General features: G+C 71.2%; 26 protein-coding genes. 10 read left to right on the forward strand and 16 right to left on the reverse strand.

Annotated features, from left to right (window positions below):
• Positions 1 to 293 precede the first annotated feature (293 nt).
• From ACRYM6_RS01835 to ACRYM6_RS01850, 4 genes are all read left to right on the forward strand, one after another.
• A complete protein-coding gene (locus ACRYM6_RS01835) occupies positions 294 to 1841 on the forward strand; it encodes a sugar ABC transporter ATP-binding protein (RefSeq protein WP_432540710.1) in 1548 nt (515 codons plus the stop codon).
• Complete coding sequence (locus tag ACRYM6_RS01840) at positions 1838 to 2914, forward strand: ABC transporter permease (RefSeq protein WP_432540712.1); 1077 nt, start codon at positions 1838 to 1840, stop codon at positions 2912 to 2914. Before ACRYM6_RS01835 ends, ACRYM6_RS01840 begins: the two co-directional genes overlap by 4 nt.
• 82 nt (positions 2915 to 2996) lie before the next feature.
• Positions 2997 to 4052 (forward strand): substrate-binding domain-containing protein, encoded by a 1056-nt coding sequence (locus ACRYM6_RS01845; protein ID WP_432540713.1) that lies wholly within the window; start codon positions 2997 to 2999, stop codon positions 4050 to 4052.
• A gap of 165 nt (positions 4053 to 4217) precedes the next feature.
• Positions 4218 to 5423, forward strand: coding sequence for a Gfo/Idh/MocA family protein (locus tag ACRYM6_RS01850; protein WP_432540714.1), 1206 nt, complete (start codon positions 4218 to 4220; stop codon positions 5421 to 5423).
• Between the two features lie 127 nt (positions 5424 to 5550).
• On the opposite strand, the gene ACRYM6_RS01855 is transcribed toward ACRYM6_RS01850, so the two are convergent.
• From ACRYM6_RS01855 to ACRYM6_RS01895, 9 genes are all read right to left on the reverse strand, one after another.
• Entirely contained in the window at positions 5551 to 6315 is a 765-nt protein-coding gene (locus ACRYM6_RS01855; RefSeq protein ID WP_432540715.1) for a Type 1 glutamine amidotransferase-like domain-containing protein, read from the reverse strand.
• Positions 6316 to 6660: 345 nt separating this feature from the next.
• Positions 6661 to 7017 carry a hypothetical protein gene (locus ACRYM6_RS01860; protein WP_432540784.1) on the reverse strand — a complete coding sequence of 119 codons (357 nt, stop codon included), beginning with the start codon at positions 7015 to 7017 and terminating at the stop codon, positions 6661 to 6663.
• Positions 6995 to 7261 (reverse strand): PDDEXK nuclease domain-containing protein, encoded by a 267-nt coding sequence (locus ACRYM6_RS01865; protein ID WP_432540786.1) that lies wholly within the window; start codon positions 7259 to 7261, stop codon positions 6995 to 6997. The genes ACRYM6_RS01860 and ACRYM6_RS01865 overlap by 23 nt, the downstream gene beginning before the upstream one ends.
• Positions 7258 to 7896 carry a DUF1016 N-terminal domain-containing protein gene (locus tag ACRYM6_RS01870; RefSeq protein WP_432540716.1) on the reverse strand — a complete coding sequence of 213 codons (639 nt, stop codon included), beginning with the start codon at positions 7894 to 7896 and terminating at the stop codon, positions 7258 to 7260. Before ACRYM6_RS01870 ends, ACRYM6_RS01865 begins: the two co-directional genes overlap by 4 nt.
• The gene (locus tag ACRYM6_RS01875; protein WP_432540717.1) at positions 7893 to 8627 is read right to left on the reverse strand and encodes a GNAT family N-acetyltransferase; all 735 of its coding nucleotides are present in this window, start codon (positions 8625 to 8627) and stop codon (positions 7893 to 7895) included. Before ACRYM6_RS01875 ends, ACRYM6_RS01870 begins: the two co-directional genes overlap by 4 nt.
• 533 nt (positions 8628 to 9160) lie before the next feature.
• Positions 9161 to 9388: a hypothetical protein gene (locus tag ACRYM6_RS01880; RefSeq protein ID WP_432540718.1), complete on the reverse strand. Its 228-nt coding sequence runs from the start codon at positions 9386 to 9388 to the stop codon at positions 9161 to 9163.
• Positions 9361 to 9894 (reverse strand): class I SAM-dependent DNA methyltransferase, encoded by a 534-nt coding sequence (locus tag ACRYM6_RS01885; protein ID WP_432540719.1) that lies wholly within the window; start codon positions 9892 to 9894, stop codon positions 9361 to 9363. Before ACRYM6_RS01885 ends, ACRYM6_RS01880 begins: the two co-directional genes overlap by 28 nt.
• A 119-nt stretch (positions 9895 to 10013) precedes the next feature.
• Entirely contained in the window at positions 10014 to 10397 is a 384-nt protein-coding gene (locus ACRYM6_RS01890) for a hypothetical protein (protein WP_432540720.1), read from the reverse strand.
• A gap of 163 nt (positions 10398 to 10560) precedes the next feature.
• Complete coding sequence (locus tag ACRYM6_RS01895) at positions 10561 to 11085, reverse strand: AAA family ATPase (protein ID WP_432540721.1); 525 nt, start codon at positions 11083 to 11085, stop codon at positions 10561 to 10563.
• A 329-nt stretch (positions 11086 to 11414) separates the two neighbouring features.
• Between ACRYM6_RS01895 and ACRYM6_RS01900 the strand changes: the two genes are divergently transcribed.
• Positions 11415 to 11858: a hypothetical protein gene (locus ACRYM6_RS01900; protein WP_432540722.1), complete on the forward strand. Its 444-nt coding sequence runs from the start codon at positions 11415 to 11417 to the stop codon at positions 11856 to 11858.
• Positions 11859 to 12290: 432 nt separating this feature from the next.
• A complete protein-coding gene (locus ACRYM6_RS01905; RefSeq protein ID WP_432540723.1) occupies positions 12291 to 12461 on the forward strand; it encodes a hypothetical protein in 171 nt (56 codons plus the stop codon).
• A 96-nt stretch (positions 12462 to 12557) separates the two neighbouring features.
• Here the strand turns inward: ACRYM6_RS01905 and ACRYM6_RS01910 are convergent, their stop codons facing one another.
• The 3 genes from ACRYM6_RS01910 to ACRYM6_RS01920 all read right to left on the reverse strand — a co-directional run bounded on the left by ACRYM6_RS01910 (position 12558) and on the right by ACRYM6_RS01920 (position 14127).
• Positions 12558 to 12974, reverse strand: coding sequence for a PIN domain-containing protein (locus tag ACRYM6_RS01910; protein ID WP_432540724.1), 417 nt, complete (start codon positions 12972 to 12974; stop codon positions 12558 to 12560).
• Positions 12971 to 13231 (reverse strand): type II toxin-antitoxin system VapB family antitoxin, encoded by a 261-nt coding sequence (locus ACRYM6_RS01915; RefSeq protein ID WP_432540725.1) that lies wholly within the window; start codon positions 13229 to 13231, stop codon positions 12971 to 12973. Before ACRYM6_RS01915 ends, ACRYM6_RS01910 begins: the two co-directional genes overlap by 4 nt.
• A 227-nt stretch (positions 13232 to 13458) precedes the next feature.
• Complete coding sequence (locus ACRYM6_RS01920) at positions 13459 to 14127, reverse strand: DUF6226 family protein (protein WP_432540727.1); 669 nt, start codon at positions 14125 to 14127, stop codon at positions 13459 to 13461.
• A gap of 150 nt (positions 14128 to 14277) precedes the next feature.
• Between ACRYM6_RS01920 and ACRYM6_RS01925 the strand changes: the two genes are divergently transcribed.
• Positions 14278 to 14577, forward strand: a complete 300-nt coding sequence (locus ACRYM6_RS01925; RefSeq protein WP_432540729.1) for a hypothetical protein — start codon at positions 14278 to 14280, stop codon at positions 14575 to 14577.
• Between the two features lie 258 nt (positions 14578 to 14835).
• Here the strand turns inward: ACRYM6_RS01925 and ACRYM6_RS01930 are convergent, their stop codons facing one another.
• Together ACRYM6_RS01930 and ACRYM6_RS01935 are read right to left on the reverse strand one after the other, a co-directional pair.
• A complete protein-coding gene (locus ACRYM6_RS01930; protein ID WP_432540731.1) occupies positions 14836 to 15153 on the reverse strand; it encodes a hypothetical protein in 318 nt (105 codons plus the stop codon).
• A 539-nt stretch (positions 15154 to 15692) separates the two neighbouring features.
• Positions 15693 to 15923, reverse strand: a complete 231-nt coding sequence (locus tag ACRYM6_RS01935) for a hypothetical protein (protein WP_432540732.1) — start codon at positions 15921 to 15923, stop codon at positions 15693 to 15695.
• A gap of 134 nt (positions 15924 to 16057) precedes the next feature.
• On the opposite strand from ACRYM6_RS01935, the gene ACRYM6_RS01940 reads away from it, so the two are divergent.
• Positions 16058 to 17002, forward strand: a complete 945-nt coding sequence (locus tag ACRYM6_RS01940; RefSeq protein ID WP_432540734.1) for a phosphotransferase family protein — start codon at positions 16058 to 16060, stop codon at positions 17000 to 17002.
• A gap of 481 nt (positions 17003 to 17483) precedes the next feature.
• Complete coding sequence (locus ACRYM6_RS01945) at positions 17484 to 18494, forward strand: hypothetical protein (RefSeq protein WP_432540735.1); 1011 nt, start codon at positions 17484 to 17486, stop codon at positions 18492 to 18494.
• Positions 18495 to 18614: 120 nt separating this feature from the next.
• Here the strand turns inward: ACRYM6_RS01945 and ACRYM6_RS01950 are convergent, their stop codons facing one another.
• A complete protein-coding gene (locus ACRYM6_RS01950) occupies positions 18615 to 19913 on the reverse strand; it encodes a DUF3500 domain-containing protein (protein ID WP_432540737.1) in 1299 nt (432 codons plus the stop codon).
• Positions 19914 to 20053: 140 nt separating this feature from the next.
• On the reverse strand, positions 20054 to 20893 hold the full coding sequence (locus tag ACRYM6_RS01955) for an ArsR/SmtB family transcription factor (RefSeq protein WP_432540739.1): 840 nt from the start codon (positions 20891 to 20893) through the stop codon (positions 20054 to 20056).
• A 163-nt stretch (positions 20894 to 21056) separates the two neighbouring features.
• Between ACRYM6_RS01955 and ACRYM6_RS01960 the strand changes: the two genes are divergently transcribed.
• On the forward strand, positions 21057 to 22436 hold the full coding sequence (locus tag ACRYM6_RS01960; protein ID WP_432540740.1) for an MBL fold metallo-hydrolase: 1380 nt from the start codon (positions 21057 to 21059) through the stop codon (positions 22434 to 22436).
• Positions 22437 to 22456 lie beyond the last annotated feature (20 nt).

Consider the following 22456-nt stretch of genomic DNA (forward strand, 5'->3'; position numbering starts at 1 on the left):
CCTCCGACGGGGGACACCCGGCGGGCGGCGACGAGCCGGTCGACGCGCTGGGAGACGGTCGAGCGGGACTGACCGGTGAGCCGCCCGAGTTCGGCCCGGGTGCGGGGGCGCCCGTCGCGCAGCGACCGCGGGGTGGGACCGGGGCCGTCGGCCTCGTTCCTCCCGATGCCCCCGCCGTCGCCGGACACGGCGGACGGTGAACCACCGGTGCCGGCGCACCGGGGACCCGGGATTCCGAACCGTGACCGACTTCTGGTTGACGCCCGGCAGAAGGTGCTCCTAGTTTCCTTCCCATGGTCGACGCTGACCGCTCAGGGGATCCTGCGGTTCCCGGTTCCCCCGCCCCCCTGCTCGCGGTCCGGGGCATCGTCAAGGAGTTCTCCGGCGTCCGCGCGCTCGACGGGGTGGACCTCGACGTACGCCCGGGGGAGGTGCACTGCCTGCTGGGCCAGAACGGCGCCGGCAAGTCCACGCTCATCAAGGTCCTGGCCGGTGCGCACCGGCCGACGAGCGGAACCGTGGAGTGGCAGGGCCGTGAGGTGCGCCCCACGTCACCGGTCGACGCGCTGCGCAGCGGCATCGCCACGATGTACCAGGAACTGGACGTGGTCGGCGGTCTCACCGTGGCCGAGAACGTGTTCCTGGGCCACGAACTCTCCCGGGGCGGGGTCACCCGTCGCCACGAGCTGCACCACAGGACGCGGGAACTGCTCGACCGGCTCGGTCACGGCCGCCTGTCACCCGGCCGCGAGGTGGGTTCCCTGTCCGCCGCCGACCAGCAGGTCGTCAGCATGGCGCGGGCGCTGTCCCACGACGCCCGCCTCATCGTCATGGACGAACCCTCCGCGGTGCTGGACTCCGAGGAGGTCGGCAACCTGTTCCGGGTCGTCCGGCAGCTGACCGCCGACGGCGTGGCCGTCCTGTACATCTCGCACCGGCTGGAGGAGATCCGCCAGATCGGTGACCGCATCACCGTCCTGAAGGACGGCCGCACCGTCGCCGCCGGGCTGCCCGTCGCGGGGACGCGGACCGCCGACCTGATCCGGCTCATGACCGGGCGGACCGTGCACCGGGCGTTCCCCGCCCGGCCACCGGTGCCCGCCGACGCCGCCCCGCTGCTGGAGGTGCGCGACCTGGCCCTGCGCGGGGTGTTCTCCGACGTCTCGTTCACGGTCCGCGCCGGGGAGGTGGTGGGCCTGGCGGGGCTGGTCGGGTCGGGCCGCTCGGAGGTCCTGGAAACCGTCTACGGAGCGCGCCGGGCCACCGCGGGGCAGGTGCTCGTCGGCGGCCGTCCGCTGCGCCCCGGGTCGGTCCCGGCGGCCGTGCGCGCCGGGATCGGGCTGGCACCGGAGGAACGCAAGGCGCAGGGCCTGCTGCTCGACGAACCCGTCTACCGCAACATCACCCTGTCGACGTTCGGGCGGTTCGCCCGCGGGCCGGTGCTGGACGAGCGGTCCGAGCGCGCGGTCGCGCGCGAGCAGATCCAGGCCCTGGACCTGCGGCCGGTCGACCCGGACCGGCCCGTGCGGACCCTGTCCGGCGGCAACCAGCAGAAGGCGATGCTGGCCCGCTGGCTCGTCCACGGGTGCCGGGTCCTGCTGCTGGACGAACCCACGCGGGGTGTCGACGTGGGGGCCCGCGCCGAGATGTACGCGCTGGTGAACTCCCTGTCGCGCGCGGGGAACGCCGTCGTCGTGGTCTCCAGCGAGATCGAGGAGGTCCTCGGCCTGTCCGACCACGTCCTGGTCCTCGCCGAGGGCCGCGTCGTGCACAGCGGACCGGCCGCCCAGATCGACGAGCACCGGGTGCTCGACCTCGTCATGGAAGGAAGTGCCGCGTGAGCGAGCAGCTGCCGCCGCTGTCCACCGCGGGGAGCGTACCCCCCGATCCCGACCGCCCCGCACCGCTGCAGCGCACCGGGTCCTCGCCGGGTGCTCCGGCGGGGCGTCGCCTGGCCGTCCCCGGCGGTGGCCTGGGACGCGACGTCGGTCTCGTCGTGGCCCTCGCCGCCCTGTGCGTCGTCGGCGTGGCGACCGCGGGGGACCGGTTCGCCAGCGTCGACAACGCGCTGACCATCCTCCGCCTGGCCGCCGTGTACGGGGTCCTGGCCATCGGCATGACGTTCGTCATCACCGGCGGCGGGATCGACCTGTCCGTCGGGTCGGTGCTGGGGCTGGCCTCGGTATGGGCCTCCACGCTGGCGACGCAGACGATGGCCGAGGAAACCCACTGGCTGGTCATGGTGAGCACGGCGCTGCTGGTGGGGACGGCGTGCGGGGTGGTGAACGGGGTGCTCATCGCCTACGGGAGGGTCGTCGCGTTCATCGCGACGCTGGCGATGCTCGTCGCCGCCCGCGGCCTCGCGGAGATCATCGCGAACCGGCGGACCCAGGTGGTGAACGTCCGCTCGTTCCTCGACGCGTTCCGCGGTGACGTCCTCGGCGTCCCCGTGCTCGTCTGGTTGTTCGCGCTCGTCGCGCTGGCCGGGTGGTTCCTGCTGAACCGCACCACGTTCGGCCGCCGCACCGTCGCCGTGGGCGGCAACCCGGAGGCCGCCCGGCTGGCCGGGATCAAGGTGCAGCGGCACACGACCTACCTGTACGCCCTGTCCGGGCTCACGGCGGGCATCGCGGCGGTGATGATGCTGGCCCGCACCACCGCCGGGTCGTCGACGAACGGCCAGCTGTACGAGCTCGACGCCATCGCCATGGTGGTGGTCGGGGGAACCCTGCTGGCCGGGGGGAGGGGCACCATCGTCGGCACGGTGCTCGGGGTGCTGATCTTCTCCACCCTGACGAACGTGTTCGTCCAGAACGACCTGTCCACCTCGGTGCAGGCCATCGCCAAGGGCGCCATCATCGTGGCGGCCGTGCTGCTGCAGCAGCGTCTCGCCGGCCGCTCCCGCAGTTCCTGAGCGGTGACCGTCCCCGGCAGACCACCCGAACCGCTCGTCCCGTCGCACCACCCGTGAGGACCGAGGAACCGAAGGAGCTCCCATGTCCACGCACCGCACCGGCCTGCGCCGCCGGCTGGTCGCCGCCGGCGCCGCCGCGGCCACCGCCACCCTGCTGACGGCCTGCACGTCGAACACCCCCGAGGAGCCCGAGGACACCCCGTCCGCCCCCGCGGCGGCGGCCGGCGCCAACGACGAACCCGGCGACTCCGTCGTCATCGGGTTCTCCGCCCCGGCCGCCGACCACGGCTGGATGGGCGCCATCACCAAGGCCGCCCAGGCCGAGGCCGACCGGTACGAGGACGTGGAGCTGCGCGTCGCCGAGGGGACCAACGACGTCAACCTGCAGATCAGCCAGGTCGAGCAGTTCATCAACGACGGCGTCGACGCCATCGTCCTGCTCCCGTACGACGGGGCCGCCCTCACCGAGGTCGCCACCCGGGCCATGGAGGCGGGCATCCCCGTCGTCAACGTCGACCGGGAGTTCTCCAGCCGGTTCGCCGCCCGCACCACCGTCCTGGGGGACAACTACGGGATGGGCGTCTCAGCCGGTACGTACATCTGCGAGCAGGTCGGCGACAAGCCCGGCGCCGTCGTCGCCGAGATCGCCGGCATCGACTCCCTGCCCCTGACGCAGGACCGCAGCCAGGGCTTCTCCGACGCCCTGTCCGACTGCGGCCTCGACGTGGACAACCGCGTCGCCGCGGACTTCACCGTCCAGGGCGGTCAGGCGGCCGCGGCCAACCTCCTGCAGGCCGCGCCGCGGATCGACGCCCTGTGGAACCACGACGACGACCAGGGCGTCGGGGTCATGGCGGCGATCTCCGAGGCCGGCCGCGACGAGTTCATCATGGTCGGGGGCGCCGGGTCGGCCAACGTGATGCGCGACATCCAGTCCGGGAACTCGGTGCTCAAGGCCACCGTCGTCTACCCGTCCACCCAGGCCGCCGACGGCATCCGGCTGGCCCGGCTGATCCTGCAGGACAAGGCCATGACCGACCTCGTCGAGGTGCAGGTGCCCCGCACCGTCCAGCTCTACGCGCCCGTGGTGACGGCCGACAACGTCGAGGAGTACCTGCCGACCGCGTTCGAGTCCTGACCGGGCCCACGAGGCCCGCGGGGCCGGGGACCACCTCACGGGGTGGTCCCCGGCACCGCGGCGACCCACACCGGGCCGGGTGCGGCACCCCGCGTCGCCGACGGCGCGGAGGTGGATCATGCTGGTGGTCCACCGTTCGCGCCCTCGACTCGCAGGAGAGTCCTCGTGAAGATCGCTGTCATCGGCACCGGCCAGTTCGCCCGCAGCTTCATCGCCCTGTGGCAACTGCACCCCGACGTCGAGGAGGTGTGGGTCACCGACATCGTCCCCGAACGCGCCCAGCAGCACGTCGAGACCCACGGCCTCGCCGGGTCCTTCGACAGCTTCGAGGACGCCCTGGCCTCCGACGTCGACGCCGTCGCGATCATGACCCAGCGCTGGTCGCACGGCCCCCTGGTGCTCCAGGCGCTGGACGCCGGCAAGCACGTCTACTCCGCCGTGCCGATGGCGAGCGCCGTCGACGAGGTCGAGGCCATCGTGGCGAAGGTCCGCGAGACCGGGCTCATCTACATGATGGGCGAGACCAGCTACTACAACCCCGCCACCGTCTGGGCCCGCGAGCACATCGCGGCCGGGGAGTTCGGCCGGGTGTTCTACGGCGAGGGCGACTACGTCCACGACATGGACAACGGGTTCTACGCCGCCTACCGCTACAGCGGCGGGCAGGACTGGAAGGAGACCGCGAGCTACCCGCCCATGCTCTACCCGACCCACGCCATCGGCGGCGTGCTGGGCGCCTGGCCGACCCACGCCGTCAGCGTCAGCTGCACGGGCATCAGCGACACCCGCGGCGACGGCGTCTTCGACAAGGCGGTCTCGCGCTGGGACAACGACTTCTCCAACATGTCGGCGCTGTTCGAGCTCGCCGACGGCGGGGTCATGCGCACCAACGAGTTCCGCCGGGTCGGGTACTGGAGCGGCCCGGAGTCGCGGTTCCGCTTCTACGGCACCGAGCAGGTCATGGAGCAGTCCGTCACCAGCACGGTCGTCACGGTCAAGACCGAGGGCGAGGACTACCGCAAGGGCAAGACCCTCGACATCAGCGACGAGCTGCGGGCCGGTGAGCACTCCGACGTGCCCGAGGACCTGACCGACATCGATCCCGCGCTGCTGAGCAGCTTCCGCTCCGGGACCGCGAAGGTGCACGACCGCAGCCGGCTGCCGAAGGAGTTCGAAGGGGCGCCCAACGGTCACGAAGGCGCGCACCACTTCCTGGCGGACGACTTCGTGGTGGCGGTGCGGGACCGCGTCCAGCCGCCGGTCAACGCCTGGGTCGCGGCCCGGTTCACCGTGCCGGGGATCGTGGCCAACGAGTCGGCCAGGCAGGGCGGGGCGCGGCTGCCCGTCCCGGACTTCGGCGACCCGGCCTGACGAGCGCACCGCCTCCCACCCGGGCGCCCGCGCGTCCGGGTGGGAGGCGGGTCCGCGGGGCGGTCCCTCCCCGGCGTCGCGGCCGCTGCGCTGTCCGTCCGGCGACGGAGCCGTACCCGGTCGCCTCCTACCGGGACCTCGGCGGATCCACGAGCGACGAGTGGGGTGGGGGAGCGGAACCCGGGACCGTGCGTGGCGCACCGTGCCCCCGGGAAGCGCGCAGGTCCCAGGTCGTGCCCGCTGGGCGGGCTCGCTGACCGCTCGGGCTGAACACCTGGACCGCCTCCGGCCCGACGTTGCGCGCCGTCGCGCCGGTCACGACGACCCCGCTGCGTTCGGGCAGGGCGAGCACCACCTGCTGGTGCGCTTCCGCCCACTGCTGCAGGTCGTCGTCCTGGGCGGGCTGGTAGTGCGGTCGCACCACCGCCCCGGCCAGGCGGTCCAGGCCGCGGGTGTCGCTCACGCCGGCGTCGTCAGGGTCCTCGACCTCGGCGAGGGCGATGTTCGCCCCGAGCAGGACCGCGCCGGCGCTGCCGCCGTAGACCCGTCCTCCGCGGTCCAGGAAGCCGTCCAGCGCGCTGAGCAGGTCGTGCCGCTGCAGGTGGTGCAGCAGGTCGAAGGTGTTGCCGCCGGGGATGGCCACCACGTCGCTGCGGTGCAGGCGTTCGGCGCGGCAGTCGGTGTCGGCGCCGTCCAGTCCCCAGGGGTCGAGGGTGAAGTCCCCGCGGGCGCGCAGCGCGCCGGCCAGCCACTGGACGCTGCCGGTCCGGGCCGGGCCCAGGGGCATCGCGAAGGGCCAGACGCTCACCCGCTGCCCGGGGGTGAACACCTCGTCCCACAGCGCTGCTTCGTCGTGCTCGCTGCCGCCGCCACCCAGGTAGGTACCCGTCACGGTGATCACAGTGCCGAACGGTTCCCGGCCCGTCCAACGTCGTGGTGACGCCGGTGCCGGACGTCGCGCAGATCGACGTGGCGAGACGCTGCCGGTTGCTCGTGGGCCTCTGCAGGGCGCCGCGACCGCGCGCACCACGGCGTCGACGAAACCCCGTCGTCGAGCAGCGCCTGCGCGGTGCGCAGGGACGGCAGTGCGCGCTCCTCCAGGTCGTGGGTGGGGTCGCCGCTGAAACCGTCGGGTCGAGCTGGACGAAGCCGTCCTCCGTGCCGGTACGGACGGTCAGGACCCGGGCTCGGAGCGCGGCCGGTCCAGGTGTTGCCACAAGCGACTTCCCGCACGCCGTCAGCGGTCCCGCTGTGCCCGTTGGGGGCGAAGCGGTGCTTGCTGGGAAGGGGAGTCCGGTCTGCCGTGCTCAGGGAGGTCAGGGTGGTCAGGGAGGCCGGGCAGATCGTCGACCAGGCCGTCGGCGTCGGTGAGTTCGTCGACGGTCTGGCTCAGCAGGGCCTGCAGATGGTCGCTGTCGGGCAAGGCCGCGCGGGTCTCCGGCGGCAGGGAATCGTCGGTGCAGTCGGCGACGGCCAGGGGAGTGGAGCTGCCGGACAAGGCGAAGCGGACGATCTGCTCGTCGCGGTCGGCGACCAGCAGGATCCCGACGGTCGGGGCGTGGATCGCCTGGTCACGGACCAGGTCGTCGACCATCGCCACGTAGGTGTCCAGCTGCCCGACGAACGCGGGCTGGAAGGCGGCGACCTTCAGCTCCCACGACGTACCGCAGCCGGGTCAGGTGGAACAGCAGCAGGTCGACGATCAGTTCCTCCTCGTCGACGGTGAAGCGCAGCCGCCGGCCGACGAAGGCCGTGCCGTGGCCGAAGGCGGTCAGCGTGGCCTGCAGCTCGTCCATCAGCGCCTGCTCCAGGCGCCGTTCGCTGACCGGGCTGGTCAGCCCGAGGTGGTCGAAGACGTAGGGGGCGCGGGTCGGGACTGGGCCAGGTCGGAGTCCGGCGGCGGCAAGGTGGCGGTGACGTTGGACGGCGCGGCCCCGACGCGGGCGTGGAGCCGGCGGGCGATCCGGTGCTCCAGGACATTGCGGGACCAGTGCTGCCGCACGGCCTGGACGGCGTACCAGGTCCGCAGCTGCGGATCGTCCAGACGGGTGACCAGCGTGGTGACGTGGCTCCACGTCAATCGTGCAGACGGACTCTGCACGAAGTCGGCTTCGGTGGGCCAGGCCTCAACGACCGAGCGCATGTAGTGCCGGTTGCGGCGGGAGAAGCCCCGCAGGTCGGGGAAGGCGTCGCGCAGGTCAGCGGCGAGGCGGTCGATGACCTTGCCACCCCAGGCCGCCTGGTCCTGGCGGTCGAGGATGTCGCGGCCGATGGACCAGTACAGCCGGAGCAGCTCACGGTTGGCGGCGCGGGCGGCCCGGACCCGGGGGGTGCGGACCCGCTTCCGACAGCACCCGAGGCCGTCTTCGTCGGCCTCTCTGGACCGGTCCTGCGGGTGGTGATCCGGTGGGGGAGTGGTGTCTGCGCGACCGCGCGCGGAGTGCGGGACGACCGGGGTCCTGACGTGACTCACAGCGCCAACCGAACGCTCAGCTGGTGCCCGAGCGACTGGTAACCCAGCGCGCGGGCGACACGTTGCGAGGCTGCTGGACGGGCTCGCCACTGCGGCAGCAGGCCAGCGCGCACGGCGTCCTCGGTGGCCGCGGCTGCCGCCACGCGGGCCAGGCCGGCGCCGCGTGCGACGGGGTGGGTGAGGACGCACAGGTGGGCGATCGAGCTGGGCCACTGCTCGTAGCCGGCCACGGCCAGGACGGTGCCCTCGCGCAGGACGACGAAGGCGGGTGAGGTGAGGGTGTCGATGGCGGCCTCGGCGGCGTCATCGGGGGAGCAGGCGGCGACCAACTCCTGGACGAGCGGGTCAGCGACGCCGAAGGCGCGCACGCAGACGGCCTGGACCGCTGTGCTGTCGAAGGTGCCGCTGGCGGGTGCGGGAAGGAGGTAGGCCAGGTCGGTGGGGCCGAGGACGTCACGGACGGGGAGCCTGCGCGCCAACATCGATGACGACTGCGGGGTGAGCCCGGGGGAGCCACCGACCAGCACGTCCTCCAGCCCCCGTCGCAGGACGTCGGCGTGGGTGGTGTCGGGTGCGGTGGCGATGGTGGCGCCGGCGATGGTGACCAGGCCGCACCACCCCGGTGGGCACAGGCGGGAGGTGGAGGTCACGACGACCTGAGGAGTGGAGGTGTCGGAGAACTGCGCGGATGACCCGGCCAGCTGCTCCCAGGCCCGGCGAACGGCGTTCACGTGGGGCCTCGGTTCCGGGAGGTCGTCGTCCACGGGGCCATCGTCCACTGGTCACGGGGCGGCGCGGACGGCGGGATGACCGTGCGCCGCGCGCATTGCGGGATGGTCGTCAGCTGCTTGTTCGACGCGTCGGCCTTCCTCACTCGAGGGACTCTTCCCACCACGATGAGAGGGGCCACGGCCCAGAACGCTGAGCGCCATCGCCGCGGGGGTCGCTACGAGTGCGGCGGCGATGTCGAGAGCGGGTGAGCACGAGCCCGACCAGCACCACCGTGAGCGGGGTCGTCCGGCGCCGTCCCGCCGCTTCGAACTCGCAGGTCCAGCAGTCAGGTGGGCAGCGCGGGACCGCAACCGGCGGGAACCGGCGCAGGGTCAGTCGCATGGCATCTCCTCGTCAGATGGCGTAGCTCATTCACTGGGGTGGTGCCAACGACTCTGGGCAGGCGTGCGACGTCGCGGTCATCGCGCACCCGGACGTCACAGCGCCCATGAGCGCCCCTCGATCACGGCCGGAGTGCCGCGCTGCACGAGGACTACCGCTGGGGCTTCTGCCAAACCGAGACGTGGGACTCGCTGTCAGCGGTGAACTGCTGTTGGTGCCAGTCGGCCCAACGTTCAGTCGAGCTCAGCTCGGCCATCTGGGCCATGAGGTCCATCTCGGCGGGCCAGACGTAGCGGTGTGGAGACTGGAACGTGGAAGCTTCACCGGCGCGGACGTCGTGGTGGAAGGACGTCAGGCGCTGGTTGACCAGGTCGTACACGTCGATGCCCAGGTGGTCGGGGCTGACGTCGAAGGGGCGTGAGGTCTCACCCGGAGGTGGGCGCTGCAGTTGGGGACGAAGGTTTCAGCCACGAGCAGGCCGCCGGGCTCCAGGTGGGCGGCGGCGTTGCGGAAGCACTGCACCTGTTCGGCCTGGGGGAGCAGACAGGTGAGGGCGTTGAAGACGAGGTAGACCAACCCGAAGCATCCGGGGACGGTGGTTGTGGCCATGTCCCCGACGACCACCGGGACGTCCTTGGCGCCGAGCTTGGCGCGCAGTTGCGCGGCCATCGGCTCCGAGAACTCGATGCCGCTGACCGCGATGCTGCGGGCGCTGAGGGGGAGGGCGACGCGGCCGGTACCGATGGCGAGCTCCAGCGCCGGTCGTCCGGCGGCGCGGTGGGCGAGGAAGTCGACGGCTGGGTCCGGGACCTCGGGGGCGTACATGCCGGCTGACGCGGCGTCGTAGTCCTGGACCACCTGGGCGGTCCACACGTCGTTGAGCACGCCAGAGAGGCTTGCAGGCCGGAGCCTCGCGCGTCACGTGGATATCGCGCAGATCGGCAAGACCGCGAGGTCATCGAGCACCCGGACGGCGAGATGACCTGAAGGTCAGCGGACCGTGATCACTGGTAGAAGCGGATCGGCGTCGGACCCTCGCCACGGCCGAGAGCTTGCTCCCAGGCGGTGTCGTCGACGTCGATGTGACGGTCGAGCGCGGCGATGTAGATGACCTTGGACGCCGCCGGCTGGCTCTCGACCCAGTCGCGGACCAGTTGGTAGGACCCATCGACGTCACTCATGCGGTTGCCGTCGTCTTGCCAGCTACCGCTCCAGACGTCGTCGTCGTGGGGCGGCATGACCCAGACGGTGCCGTGCCCGGGTCGCGGTGGCGGGTACGTCGTGGGCTGGCGGGCGTGTTGCAGCAGCCGGGCGCGGTCTTCGGGGGTCTGGGCGCGCAGCTCCGGCGCCAGGTAGTCCTGGTAGGGCGGACCGCTGAACTCGGGCATGTGACCAGGGTGATCGTTGACGGCGGAGATCGCCAGCCTCCGCTCGTCCCAGGGCAGGCTCCGGGACCGTGGAGCTCGCGGACGGCGGGATGACCGTGCGTTCCGCACCGCGGGACGACCGCGCGCTGCGTCGCGGTGCACGATCCCACCACCAGCGGGGCAGTCAGCCAGGCCCAGCCGCATCGACGCTGAGGTGGGCCAGGGCGTGTGCGGTCAGCTCGGGCAAGGGGCGGAGCGAATCGAGGACCAGGCGCTCCTGCTGCCAGTCGGCGAAGGCCGCCCGACGCTCCTGCACCGACTCCCAGGTCGGCTCGGGGAACCCCGGTAGGTCGCGGCGCCGTTGGAGCAGGCGCCGCTGGTGCACCTCGGGGTCGGAGCAGAGCACTTCGATGAACCGCAGCGGCACCACCTGTTCGCGGGCCAGGTCGATCCAGGCGCTGCGCGCTTCGGGGGCGTCGTTGACCGCGTCGACGATCACCGTGAGTCCCAGGCGGAGGTTCTCGGCTGCGGTGGCCTGAGCGACGGCGTAGGCGGCCACTCCAGTGGGTTGCTCGCGCTCGACGCCTGCTCGCCACACGGCTGCCTCGATCGGGTCCACGGACAGGACCGGTGCCCTCAGTGCCCGGGCCAGGGCTTGAGCCACTGCGCTCTTGCCGGCACCGGGCAGCCCGCACATCACGATCAGCACCCGCGCAGCCTCGGCGCTGCGGTGGAGCACGTCAACGTCCGGCCCTGCCGGCGCGGTCTTCGGGGGCGAGTGGACGTCCACGACAGCGCCATGGCCGCGACGTCATCTGCCGCGGTGTTGTCACCCGGTCAGGACCAGCGATCGCCAGGTCTGGCACCCTCAACGGGTGAGCGAGGTCCACGTCTGCATCGAGAAGCGGTGTGCCGTTGCCGCCGGTGCTGGTGTTCGATGAGGTCACTCACGTCGAGGCCTGTGTCGATCCCGTCGACGGCGTGCCCGGGTCTTGCAGGCCGCCTCCCCGATGAGACCTGCCACCGCGAGGTGGCCCCGTGAAGCAGGCGAGGACCTACCGGGGAGTGGTGGAGATATCCCTCGGCGGCCTGTGGGTGCTCCAGGACAGTGAGCCCGAGGGCTGGGGGTACGACGACTACCCGTCCGACTTCGCCGGGAGGACAGGTGATGAGGGCATCTACCTCATCTCGGGGCACTACGCCGGCTCGGTCGACGTGACGGTGGAAGTTCATGACTCCGATCCCGGGCACCCGCAGGGGTGGGGGAAGTCGGCCGAGGTGGAGGGGAGCTACCCGAGCCGGGTGGCCAGGGCGTGGTGCGAGCTCCTACCTGTCGATGAGCAGCTGGACGGCATCGAGTTGCCTGCCGAGCGGGTCAGGACCCGTGTCCTGGTGAACGGCTGGAGCACGCCGCCGAACCCCGGGAGCCCGCCGGAGACGTGGCTCCTGCAGGTTTGGCCCGTAGAAGCCCTCCACTCCTGAGCGGCTGTCGTTCTGGCGCCGCTCGGTCTTCGACAAGAACGTGAGGTCGTCGGCGTCTACGACAGCGCGATGACCGTGCGCAGCGCGGCTCACGGGATGACCGTGACGTCGAGCCCGTGGTGCGCGCCACCTGGCCGAAGTGCGGACAGCGGTGCTTCTGGCTGCTTGACTCAAGCAGTGATCACCAGGCGGCCCAGGGGTCCGGTCGCGGTGCTGGGCTGCCTGCTGGTGCTGGGCTCAGCGGCCTGCTCCAGCTCCTCCGCGCCAGACACCAGTCCAACCACCGCAGCGAGCCCGACGTCGTCGCCCACGGCCAGCTCAACGCCGGACGGCACGGTTGAGAGCACCGCGCAGATGGTCATGTGTGTCGGGGAGTCCCCGGGGCACCCACCTGGCTCCACCGTGCGCGTGGACGTCCAGGACAAAGGGGCCGTGACCGAGACGACGTACATCATGGTCCCGATGCAGCTGGTCATCTCCTTGCCCTCTGGGGACGCGGAGGTGCTGGTCGACGGGGTGCCGTGGATGGCTGGTCCTGCGGCCGATGATCTTCTGCAGGCCTACGGCAGCGGTTGCCCGATGTCGATACCACCGGCGTCCTGATCGGCTTGCTCATGGTCGTCGGGCGCCGAAGCCAGCGCGTACAACGCGGGATGACCGTCAAGTCGACCCGGTCGGTCGAAGGCCGCCTCGTCGAGGTCACGCAGTGGGTGTTTCTCGGGGGACGACGCGCTCTTGCCGCAAGGAGCTGACCCGGGCGATCAGCTCGAAGTCCTTGTCCAGGTGCAGGAGCGTCAGCTCGTGCTCGATGGCCGTGGCTGCGAGCAGGAGGTCCACCGGGCCTGGTGCCCGGTGCCACCCTCGGTGGGTGAGACGTTCCTGCAGGTCTTGTGCGCGGGCACTGATCTGCGCACTGACCTCGAGGACGGTCATCGCCTCGGTGACGTCGGCGATGACCTCGCGGTAGTCCTGGGGGGAGCGGGCGGAGAACCCGATCTCCAGCACGCTGGGTCGAGCGATGCTCAGCAGGTCCTCGCGCAGGAGATCGTTCAACCGGGCGGCCACGACCGGCTGGTTCCAGCGGGCGTGGGCGGACTTGTCGAGCAGGAAGCTCACGCAGCGCCTTGTGCTCGATCGTCGGTGCCCGGCGCCTCGACGTCCTCGCCGGTGGCTTTCGGGTGGTCCTGCAGGAGGGGGGCGAAGTAGCCGTTCTCGGCGCGGGTGATGAGGCGTTCGGCGGCGGCGCGGCGACGCTCTTGGCGCAGGGTGGTGCGCAGGGCGGCTTCGACGGTGTCGCGCTTGGTGGTCGTTCCGGTGATGGCGGCCACTTGAGCCAGCAGGTCGTCGTCGATGTCGATGTGGGTCTTGCTCATGGCGGACCTCCTCGGCGTGTACACGTCGAGGGTAGCTCATGTACATGCGGGTGGCCATGACCAGAGCGCTGGCCGTGGACCCTGGACGGCTGGTGGGCTGAGACACACCCGGCGCACGTCCTGGCCAGCGGGATGACCGTGCGCCCGCGCGCCGCAGGATGACCGTGAGGTTGGCTACGGCATGCGGCAGTCCCCAGGACTGAGGCACCCGGGTGGTGGGGCAGGTGTCACCACCACCTGGCGCCGTGAACGACGCGGTGCGGTGAGCGGCCTGTCCGGGCGTCCTCGAGGAGCTGCTCGACGTGGCCGAGACCGTCGCTGTCGTCGTCGTCGGCGTTGGCTTCCCAGCCGCGACTGTTGCCGAAGGCGGTGAGGCGGGGGGTGCTGACGTGGACGAAGTCGCCGGTGACGACGCCGAGGATGTGCTCGTCGAGTTCGGTCAAGAGATGTTCAGAACCGTCATCGCAGGCGTCGCAGCCGCAGGCGGGCACAGTGGCCAGGGGGACGGCGGGCTGCCCGGCGCTGATGGTGACGAGGTTGTCGTCAGGGCCGTCGAAGCTGCGGAAGCTCAGCACCAGGGGGACAGCGTTGTGCTGGTGCGGGCGCAGTCGCTGGGCGCGGACGGGGGCGATGCCTGAGGGGGAGCCGTCGCGCCACGTGTCTCCCCCTCCGGTGAGGTCGATGGGCTCCAGGGTGGCCAGTCCTGCATCGGTGAGGACTCGCGTCCAGGCGTCGGCCCGGACGGTGAGGATGCGGTACTTGGCGGGGTCCAGGCAGCGGGAGTACTCCTCCGGGTCGGGCTCGTGGTCGGAGTGGGGGTCGGGCCAGGCCGCCGTGGACGCCGGGTCCTGCTCGAAAGCGGCATCGACGGCTGCGCGCAGAGTGTCCTGGTCCACGGCGGGAGCGTAGGACGGATGCTGCTGCTGCGGGTCGTCAGCGGTGGTCGTGACGGTGCGGGGATCGTCCGCATCTCGGCAAGACTGCGCGGTCGGCAGGGCGCCCGGCCAGCGCCATGACCGCGCGGTGGTACTGGCACCCTGATGACCGTGACGCGTCCTGCCGAGTCGGACTTGGTCGCAGCGCTTCGGGCGGCCGAAGTGGGCAGCTCCACTGCTGGTGGCTGGCCTGAGCACCTGCCCGCCGAGCAGCAGGACGCCTGGATGGTGATGACCGAAGTCGAGGCGTCGTTGGTCGGCCTGGCGCGGACGCGGCTGGCCGAAGGCGTGGTCGATCACGTCGAGGTGGGTGAGGTCGTGAGTCGTCTCAGCGAGCCGGTGCTGCAGAACCGGCCGGCTGTGGAGGTCGGCCGATGGAGGCGAGTGGCGGAGCTATTGACCGCCCGCTGAGCGGGATGACCGAGCGTCCGATGAGCAGTGCTGGGGCGCGGTGACGCTGGGAATGCTGCTGCTCGTCATCGACTTGTAGAGGATGGTCGATCTGCTGCATGTCCCCGGGCCTCACCTTCAGCCGCTCCGAGCGGCCTCTCGCCGAGAGGCGACTGCCGGATCGACCACCACACGTCCACGGCCGCCGTGCTGAACAGCCCGGCGGCCGTCGTGCGTCCGGGCCAGGCACCGCCACGCTGAGGACGCCATCACCGCGGGTCAGCCGGAGCGGGCGGCAGAGGCGCGGCGCACCCACGACAGCAGCGCCAGCACCAGGGTGGGATCGAGATCGCGGGCGATCAGATCAGCGGTAGCGACGTCGTGAGCCCCGACGGAGACGCCGTTGTCCACGAGGAAGTCGACGATGTCGCGGCCTTCCACGCCGGGGTAGCGCGCGTAGCGGCGCGGTGCCGGGGCCCGCTGGGTAGGAGCTTCGTCCAGGACGTGGTCGGGCACCTCGTGGTCGAGGTCGACCCGCATGATGCTCCAGTTCTCGTTGCCGTGTTCGTCGCGCTGAGGGACGTACCCGCGTGTCACTCGCTTGCTTCCTCCCGACTCTCTGTCCGTTCTTGCCAGCGTGGCACGAGGGCCGGGGGGCGGGAACGTCCGCGGATCGACACGAGCGTGACGTCGTCGACGTCCATGACAGCGGGATGACCGTGACGTCGTGCGCTGCGCGGGCTGGCCGAGTGGGTGCCGGCGCTGGCTCAGTGATCTGGCGTCGGTTCCTGGCGCAGGCGCTGGTTGTGCCGAGCTAGTACGGCGAACTCTGGCGCGAAGGCCGCCGCCAGGCCCACCACAAGCAGCAAGGCAATCGACTGCGCGTGAAAGTCTAGGGCCGGCCACAGGCCGGCGACGATGGCTGCCGCACTGGTCGCCACCGCTAGGGCCGGTCGTCGCCGAAGGCGGCCCCCAGCAGGGTGGCGGCTGTACTGCGTCTCCTGCTGCAGCCTGTCTAAGGCTGTGACCACGCGCATCTCGACAAGACCACGCGCATCTCGACAAGACGTGCGGTCGGCAGGCGCCCGGACGGCACCATGACCGAGCACGTTCGCGCTGGCGCTGTAGCCGAAGCCTCAGTCGAGGTAGCCCGTCTCGGGGTTGATGCCGGTGAGGAAGTCGGCGATGGCCTTCCTCATCTCGTCCTCGCTGATGGGCGACCGGTCGAACTCCTGGGAGGTGAAGCCGTAGCCAGGGTTGGGACCCGAGAGCCAGTCGAAGTCATAGCAGCCGGGAGTGCCAGGCCGCTCCTTGACTAGCCAGTCCTCCCCTTCAACCGTGAGGCGCCATGCAGTCATGGCGATCATGCTGGCACCTCAGGCCGCCTGGACGGCCGGATGACCGTAACGTCGAGTCCTTGCCGTCGCGGCCTCTGGCCAGAGGTCGTTGTGGCTCGACCGCGCGGTGGACGTGCTCGCGCCGCCTCTGGCTGACTGGGTCTGTGATCGAGGAGACCGACCCGGTCCCTGCGCAGCTGCGTGCTCTGGGCTACCCCCACGCGCACTGGCTGGCCGCGGGCGTGGAAGCCGACGTCTACGCCCTCGACGAGCAGACCGTCGCCCGGCTGCCCCGGGAGGCGGCCATGGCCGGTGCAACGCCCACGGGGCCCATGGAGCGACTGCTCGAGCAGCTGAACCAGTCTCACCTGCCGTTCGCTGTCCCTGCTCCGCTGGGCCGCCTCACCCTGCCCGATGGTCGTTCCCTGCTGCGTCAGCCGCGCCTGCGCGGCCGCAGCATCGGCGACTTCTACGACCCGGCCACCGGGCGCCTGGACCCCCGCGCCGAGCAGGCGCTCATCGAACTGCTGAGCGCGCTGCACACCATCCCGCGCCCGCAGCCGCTCGAGATGCCCGACCTGCCGCTCCTAGGCGACTCGATGGTGACCACGGCTCAGCCTTGGGTGGCGGCCTTGCAGCGGTTGCTCGACGATCGCACCCGCCGCTTCGGGGACCTACTGCGGGGGCACGTCGATCGCCTGGACGACCTGGTGGAAGCCTGCGACGCCTTCCTGGCCGGTCGCCGCGACATGGCGGTCACGTTGCAGCACGGGGACATCTGCCCGGAGAACGTGCTGGTCGACGACGACTGCCGGCTGACCGCGGTCCTGGACTGGGGCTTCTTGACCCTGCTGGCCGATCCGGCGCTGGAGATGGCCCTGACGTCGAGCTTCTTCGACATGTACGGCCCGCACGCTCTACGCACGGACCAGCGCCTGAGCGACCTGTTCGCCGAGGCGTTCAGCGTCGAGCGCGCGGACGTCCTGCGGTTCAAGGCGGTGTACGCCCTCATCGGCGCCAACGCCTACAGCGACACCGTGGACGGGCACTTCCGGTGGTGCGCCGCGGTACTGCGACGGCCCGACGTCCGCTGCGCCGTCCTGCCGTAGACCGCCAACTCGGCGACAGCTGGTCGCTCGGTCACCGGCAAGACCGCGAAGTCGTCGACGTCCTGGCCATGGCCAGGACGTCAGATCACGACGGCGCTTCGTCAACGGTGGGCTGGCCACTGGCTGGACCGACCGACACCTCCGGAGCAGGCGCCGCGGCTGTCACGATGGCCGGGTGTGGCAGTGGTGGAGAGCCTGGCGACAAGAGCGCGCCTGGCGTGCGGCCGAGCGGCGGCATCAGGACCTCTGCCCGGCGTGTCAGCACCCCTGGTCTGGCCATCACGACCCGGACAGGTGCGAGGACTGTGACTACGAGGTCGCCCACGGGTGCAAGGACGCACCTGCGGTGCCGTGCTCATGGCGGCCACCGGCGGACGACGGCTCGCACGGTGAGGGATCCACCGGGCAAGGGCCATCGAGTCTTCGTCTCGCCGAGCTCCTCAGCGAGGAGCAACGACGGGTCCTGGCCGATGACGTCGGGGTGTTGATGACCGTCGGTCAGGCTGCCGCGGGGCGAGCCGTGGGCACAGTGCTGTCCAGCGACCTGCCCGACCTAGCGGCTCGGTGGCTGACGGTCGGCCTCGACACCCCGGCGCTGCGGGAACTGGCCGGTCACCCCTGTTGCGACGGCTACGGCATCGACGCGTTGTGGCAGCAGGTGCTGGCCGAGGTGCCCGGCCCTCCAGCCGAGGTCGGCGGTGCGGCGGCGGAGGAGCCGGCCTGGGTGCGGGTCGTGCCCGTGGAGCTGGCGCGGTGGCAGCGGGGAGAGGTCAGCTCCCAGGAGGCCACGGAGCGGCTGCTGGCTCTGCAGGAGACGGTGCGCATCGGCCTGCTGGCGGGGATGGACGAGTTGTTCGTGGTGGAGGAGATGCGCTGGGAGTGGTCGACGCAGCCGCTGGACAGCGATCGTGAGCGGGATGCGATTTTGGCGGTGATGGCGGCCGACGTGATTGTGCGAGGTGGCCTCGGTGATGGCTCCGATGCCGCGCCGGGACCGGACGCGCCCTCAGCGGTGCTGTCTGCTGTGCCATGGTGGATCGTGCGATGGACTCGGAGCGGTGATCATGAGCAAGCGACTGCCGGCACCGACGAGGTGTTCTCGTTCAAGGGTGTGTCGCCGTGGACGGCTGGACCGCAGCTGGAACTTCAGGTGCAGGACTGGACGATCGACCTGCACGCCTCGGCGTTCTTCTTGCGGTGCACCTACCTGGCCGAGGAGCAGGTGCAGTTGCAGTGGTGGCACCACGATCCGGCGCTGGGGCCGGTGCAGCCGCAGCTGGTGACGATGCTCTTTGAAAAGGTGCGGGGACTGAGGGTGGTGCAGGACGAGGAGTCGGATGCGCGCACTCGTCGGGACACCTTCGGCTGGGCCTTCACCCCGGCCAGCGATGGCACGGCTCTGTTGGACTTCTCGGTCGGGGAGCTGGAGATGACCTTCCGCACTGGCGGGGTGGCGGTGACGCTGGAGCCCACCGACCTGCCTCACCCTTGAGGAGGGCCCGGACCGCGGGATGACCGTGAAGTCGTCATGTTTGTTCGCAAGGTGCTGACGGCAGCGAGTCGTCATCGTGCCGATGCCGGGCGACCGCCTGCGTGAGTAGTGAGGCAGGCGTCACCCGTTGGACGGGGCGCTACCGGGCGTTCCGCCGTCGGGTGCTCCGCCGCCCGGCATCGCGCCACCGCCCATCCCGGCCGCGGCCTGCTGGGTGGCGCTGCCTGCATAGTCGTTCGTCGGGTCGCGGTAGATGGTGTGGACGTGGCCCCAGCCGCTGGTGGTGACGCCTTCGACGTCGGCTCCGGCCGACCCGTTCTGCGCCTGGAAGGAGACGTACACCTTCGGCCCGGAAATCGAGAACGAGATGCCGTCGCCGGTGCTCATGTCGTAGGTGGTTTCACCCGACCAGGCCACCACGGTGGTGTCCAAGGTCGCCTCGATCGCGGCCCGGGTCGTCGCGGCGCTCTCCGCGTCGGCCATGCCCGCCCAGTTCGCGATGAGGTCCAGGAGCAGCTCCTTCTGCTCGTCGGTCAGGTCCGCGCCCGTGAGCCCCGTCCCGGTGGCGAAGTCGCAGGTGTCGCCGGGCGCGCAGGAACTGACCTCACCGGAGGTCAAGGTCGCCTGCTGTTCGGCGGTGAGGCTGTTGAAGAAGGCGAAGGCGTCGGTGTAGATGCCGTCGAAGGGCTGCACCTCGTTGCCGTCGGCGTCGGTGTAGACCGCCGGCTGCACTCCCAGGTGGGTCGGGGCGAAGGTGATGGCGTTCGAGGCGCCGTCCAGTGTGGCGTTGATGCCCAGGTGGTGACCGCCGAACTGCACCTCGAAGGCGCTGGTGGTGGAGGGGTCGCCGAAGAAGGCGATGTAGTACTGGCCCAGGGAGTCCTCGGTGGAGGAGCTGTTCTCGGCCAGGTACTCGTCCCCGCCCATGATGCCGCTGACGGTCGCGTACGCCTCGTCGCTGAGCAGAGACTGCAAGACGGCCAGGGCGGCCGTCTGCTGTTCTTCGGTGAGGTCGGTGAGGTTCAGTCCGGCGCGCTGCACGAAGGTGACGGGGAAGTTCGACCAGGAGGTGGTCTTGGTCTCGTCGTCGTAGGCGTACAGGACCGTCTCGCGTTGTTCTTCGCTCAAGGTGGCCAGGAAGGCCTCGGCGGCGGCGGTGGTGTCGCTGATGGTCTGGGCGGTCGTGGTGGCGTTGGTGCTCGAGGTCGCCGCGGCCTCCGTGGCCGTGGTGCTGGCCGTGGTGCTGGTTGAACTGCTCGTGGCGGAGCTGGAGGCCGTGTCGGTCGTGGTGGTGCTGCATCCGGTCAGGGTCAGCGCGCCGGCCAGGAGTGTGGCGGCCATCCAGGTGGCCCGGGCCCGCACACGGCGGCGTCGCGCGGGAACGGACGTGGGGGCGGGGGGCGGGTCGATCTCCGTCATGGTCTTGACGTTAGGCAGCTGAACTTGGCTGTTGCTGTGAACCGTCCAGGAGGTGCCAGTGCAGCCCGTGGTGGTGTCCGGAGTTTCGAGCACGAGGTCCATGTCGGGTGATGAGCCACGGCGCCTTCGTGATCACAACGTCAGGTGGCGGTTGCTCCGGCCAGGTCCAGACCGAAGCGGCGCCAGTCGCGGATGCCGCCAGGCAGCAGCTTGCCGTGGACGCCGAGGGCGTCAAGGGCGCGGAGGGCTTGCGGCGCGTAGGCGCAGTACGGTCCGCGGCAGTAGGCCACGACCTCGGTGGGGGTGGACTGCTCCACCACCTGCGGCACCAGCTGCGGCAGGGCCTCGCCCAGGTGCTCGGGGGTGATGTTGCGGGCGGTGGGGATGTGCCCGGCGGCGTACTCGGCGCTGGGGCGCACGTCCAGCAGCACCACACGCCCGGCCTCCAGGTCGGCGCGCAGCTGCTCTGCGGTGATCGCGCGCAGGCCGTCCACGTCACCGAGGTAGGCGGCGGTGGCCTGGCGCACGGCCGGGTTGTGGGTCTGCGCCATGGTCATGAACGCTTCCAGGACTTCGGCGATGTCCTGCCCGGTCAGACGGTAGAAGACGTGACTGCCCGCGCGCCGGCCCTGCACCAGGCCGGCGTTCTTCAGCGCCTGCAGCTGCGCGGAGGTGTTGCCCACCGAGGCGGCGGTGGCGATAGCCAGAGCCTCCACGCTGCGTTCGGCCTGACTGAGCAGGTCCAACAGCATCAGTCGCAGCGGATTGCCCAACGTCTTGGCGACCGCGGCGAAGCTCTCGTACATGGCCAGCTTGCCCGGCGCGATGCCCGCAGGCGGGCCGGGGACCTGCACGGCGGTGCCGGCGTCAGTGCCGGTGCCGGTGTCCGTGCTGGCTTTTGTGGCGAGGCCGTGGGTGGGCAGGGCGCTGCTGCTTGGCGCGGGAGCTGGAGGTCCAGCGGTCTTCTGCGTGCTGCCCATGTCAGCTACCGTAGCTCACACTAACGTTCTAAAGAGTCTTTGAATGAGGGGTGTAGGTGTGAGCGACGCAGCGCAACCGGCGCAGACGCTGAGCGGTACCAGCGACCCGGCAGGAGCCTCAGCGGGAGTCTCAGCAGGGAGCCCAAGAGGCGACGTCTCGGTGGTGCCCTTCGTACACGAGGGCCTGGGCAACGCCAGCTACCTGCTGGACCTGGGCGATGGGCGTGCCGCGGTCATCGACCCCCAGCGCGATGCCCGCCCCTACCTGCAGGCCGCACACCGCCGGGGCCTGCGGGTGACCCACGCCGTCGAGACCCACGTGCACGCCGACTTCGTCACCGGCACCCGTGAGCTGGCCCACCACGGCGCCCAGATCGTCGCCGCCGGCGCCGCCGGGCTGGCCTTCCCCCACCAGGGCCTGGGCGATGGGCAGCGCCTGGACCTCGGCGGGCTGGCGCTGGAACTGCTGGCCACTCCCGGGCACACCCCCGAGCACGCCGCCTGGCTGCTGCGCGAAGGGGAGCAGCCGCTGGGGGTCTTCACCGGCGGCGCGCTGATCGTCGGCGGGGTGGCGCGCACCGACCTGGCCGGCGCGAACCGCACCGAGGAGCTGGCCCGCTCCGCGTACCGCTCCCTGCACCAGCGGCTGCTGGCCCTGCCCGACGCGCTGCCGGTCTGGCCCACCCACGGGCCCGGCTCGTTCTGCTCGGCCGGTGGCAGCGGGGAGCGCACCAGCACCATCGGCGAGCAGAAGGCGGCCAACCCGCTGCTGGCCGGCGACCCCGACGAGGAGGAGTTCGTGCGCCGCCTGGTGAGTGGGCTGGGCAGCTACCCGGACTACTTCACCTGGCTGCCGGAGTACAACCGCGCCGGCCCGCAGGTCCTCAGCCGGGCCTGGCCGCACCTGCCCAGCCTGCCGCTGGAGCAGTTCTTGGCCCAGGCGATGGCCGAGCAGGTCCAGCTGGTCGACGTGCGCTCCACCAAAGCCTTCGCCGCCGGGCACGTGCCCGACTCCATCGCCATCGAGCTGCGCCCGCAGTTCGCCAGCTGGCTGGGCTGGGTGATCGACCCGCACCGCCCGGTGGCCTTCATCACCGACGGGCACACCGACCGCGACGAGCTGATCAACCAGTGCCTGGGCATCGGCTACGAGAACGTCCTGGGCGACCTGGCCGGCGGCTTCGCCCGCTGGCAGGCAGCTGGCCTGCCGGTGGCGCGCATCGCCTTCGCCGAAGCCGAGGACCTCACCGCGCGGCCGGTGCTCGACGTGCGCCAGCGCTCCGAGTTCGGCGCCGCCCACGTGCCCGGCGCCCTCAACGTCGAGCTCGGCTCGCTGGAGTCGGCCGAGCTACTCGGCGGCGTGCCCACCGACTCCTCCGCCCAGCGGCCGCTGGTGACGATGTGCGCGCACGGTCAGCGCTCGATGACCGCCGCCAGCCTGCTGGCTCGCGCCCGCGGCAACACCGAGGGCATCGCGGTCTTCACCGGCTCCGCGCAGGGCTGGGCCCAGCGCACCGGCCGACGCATCAGCAGCGGGACCTGACCCGTGCACCCGACGACCCA

This window comes from Kineococcus rugosus (assembly GCF_050871975.1).
Taxonomy (GTDB): domain Bacteria; phylum Actinomycetota; class Actinomycetes; order Actinomycetales; family Kineococcaceae; genus Kineococcus.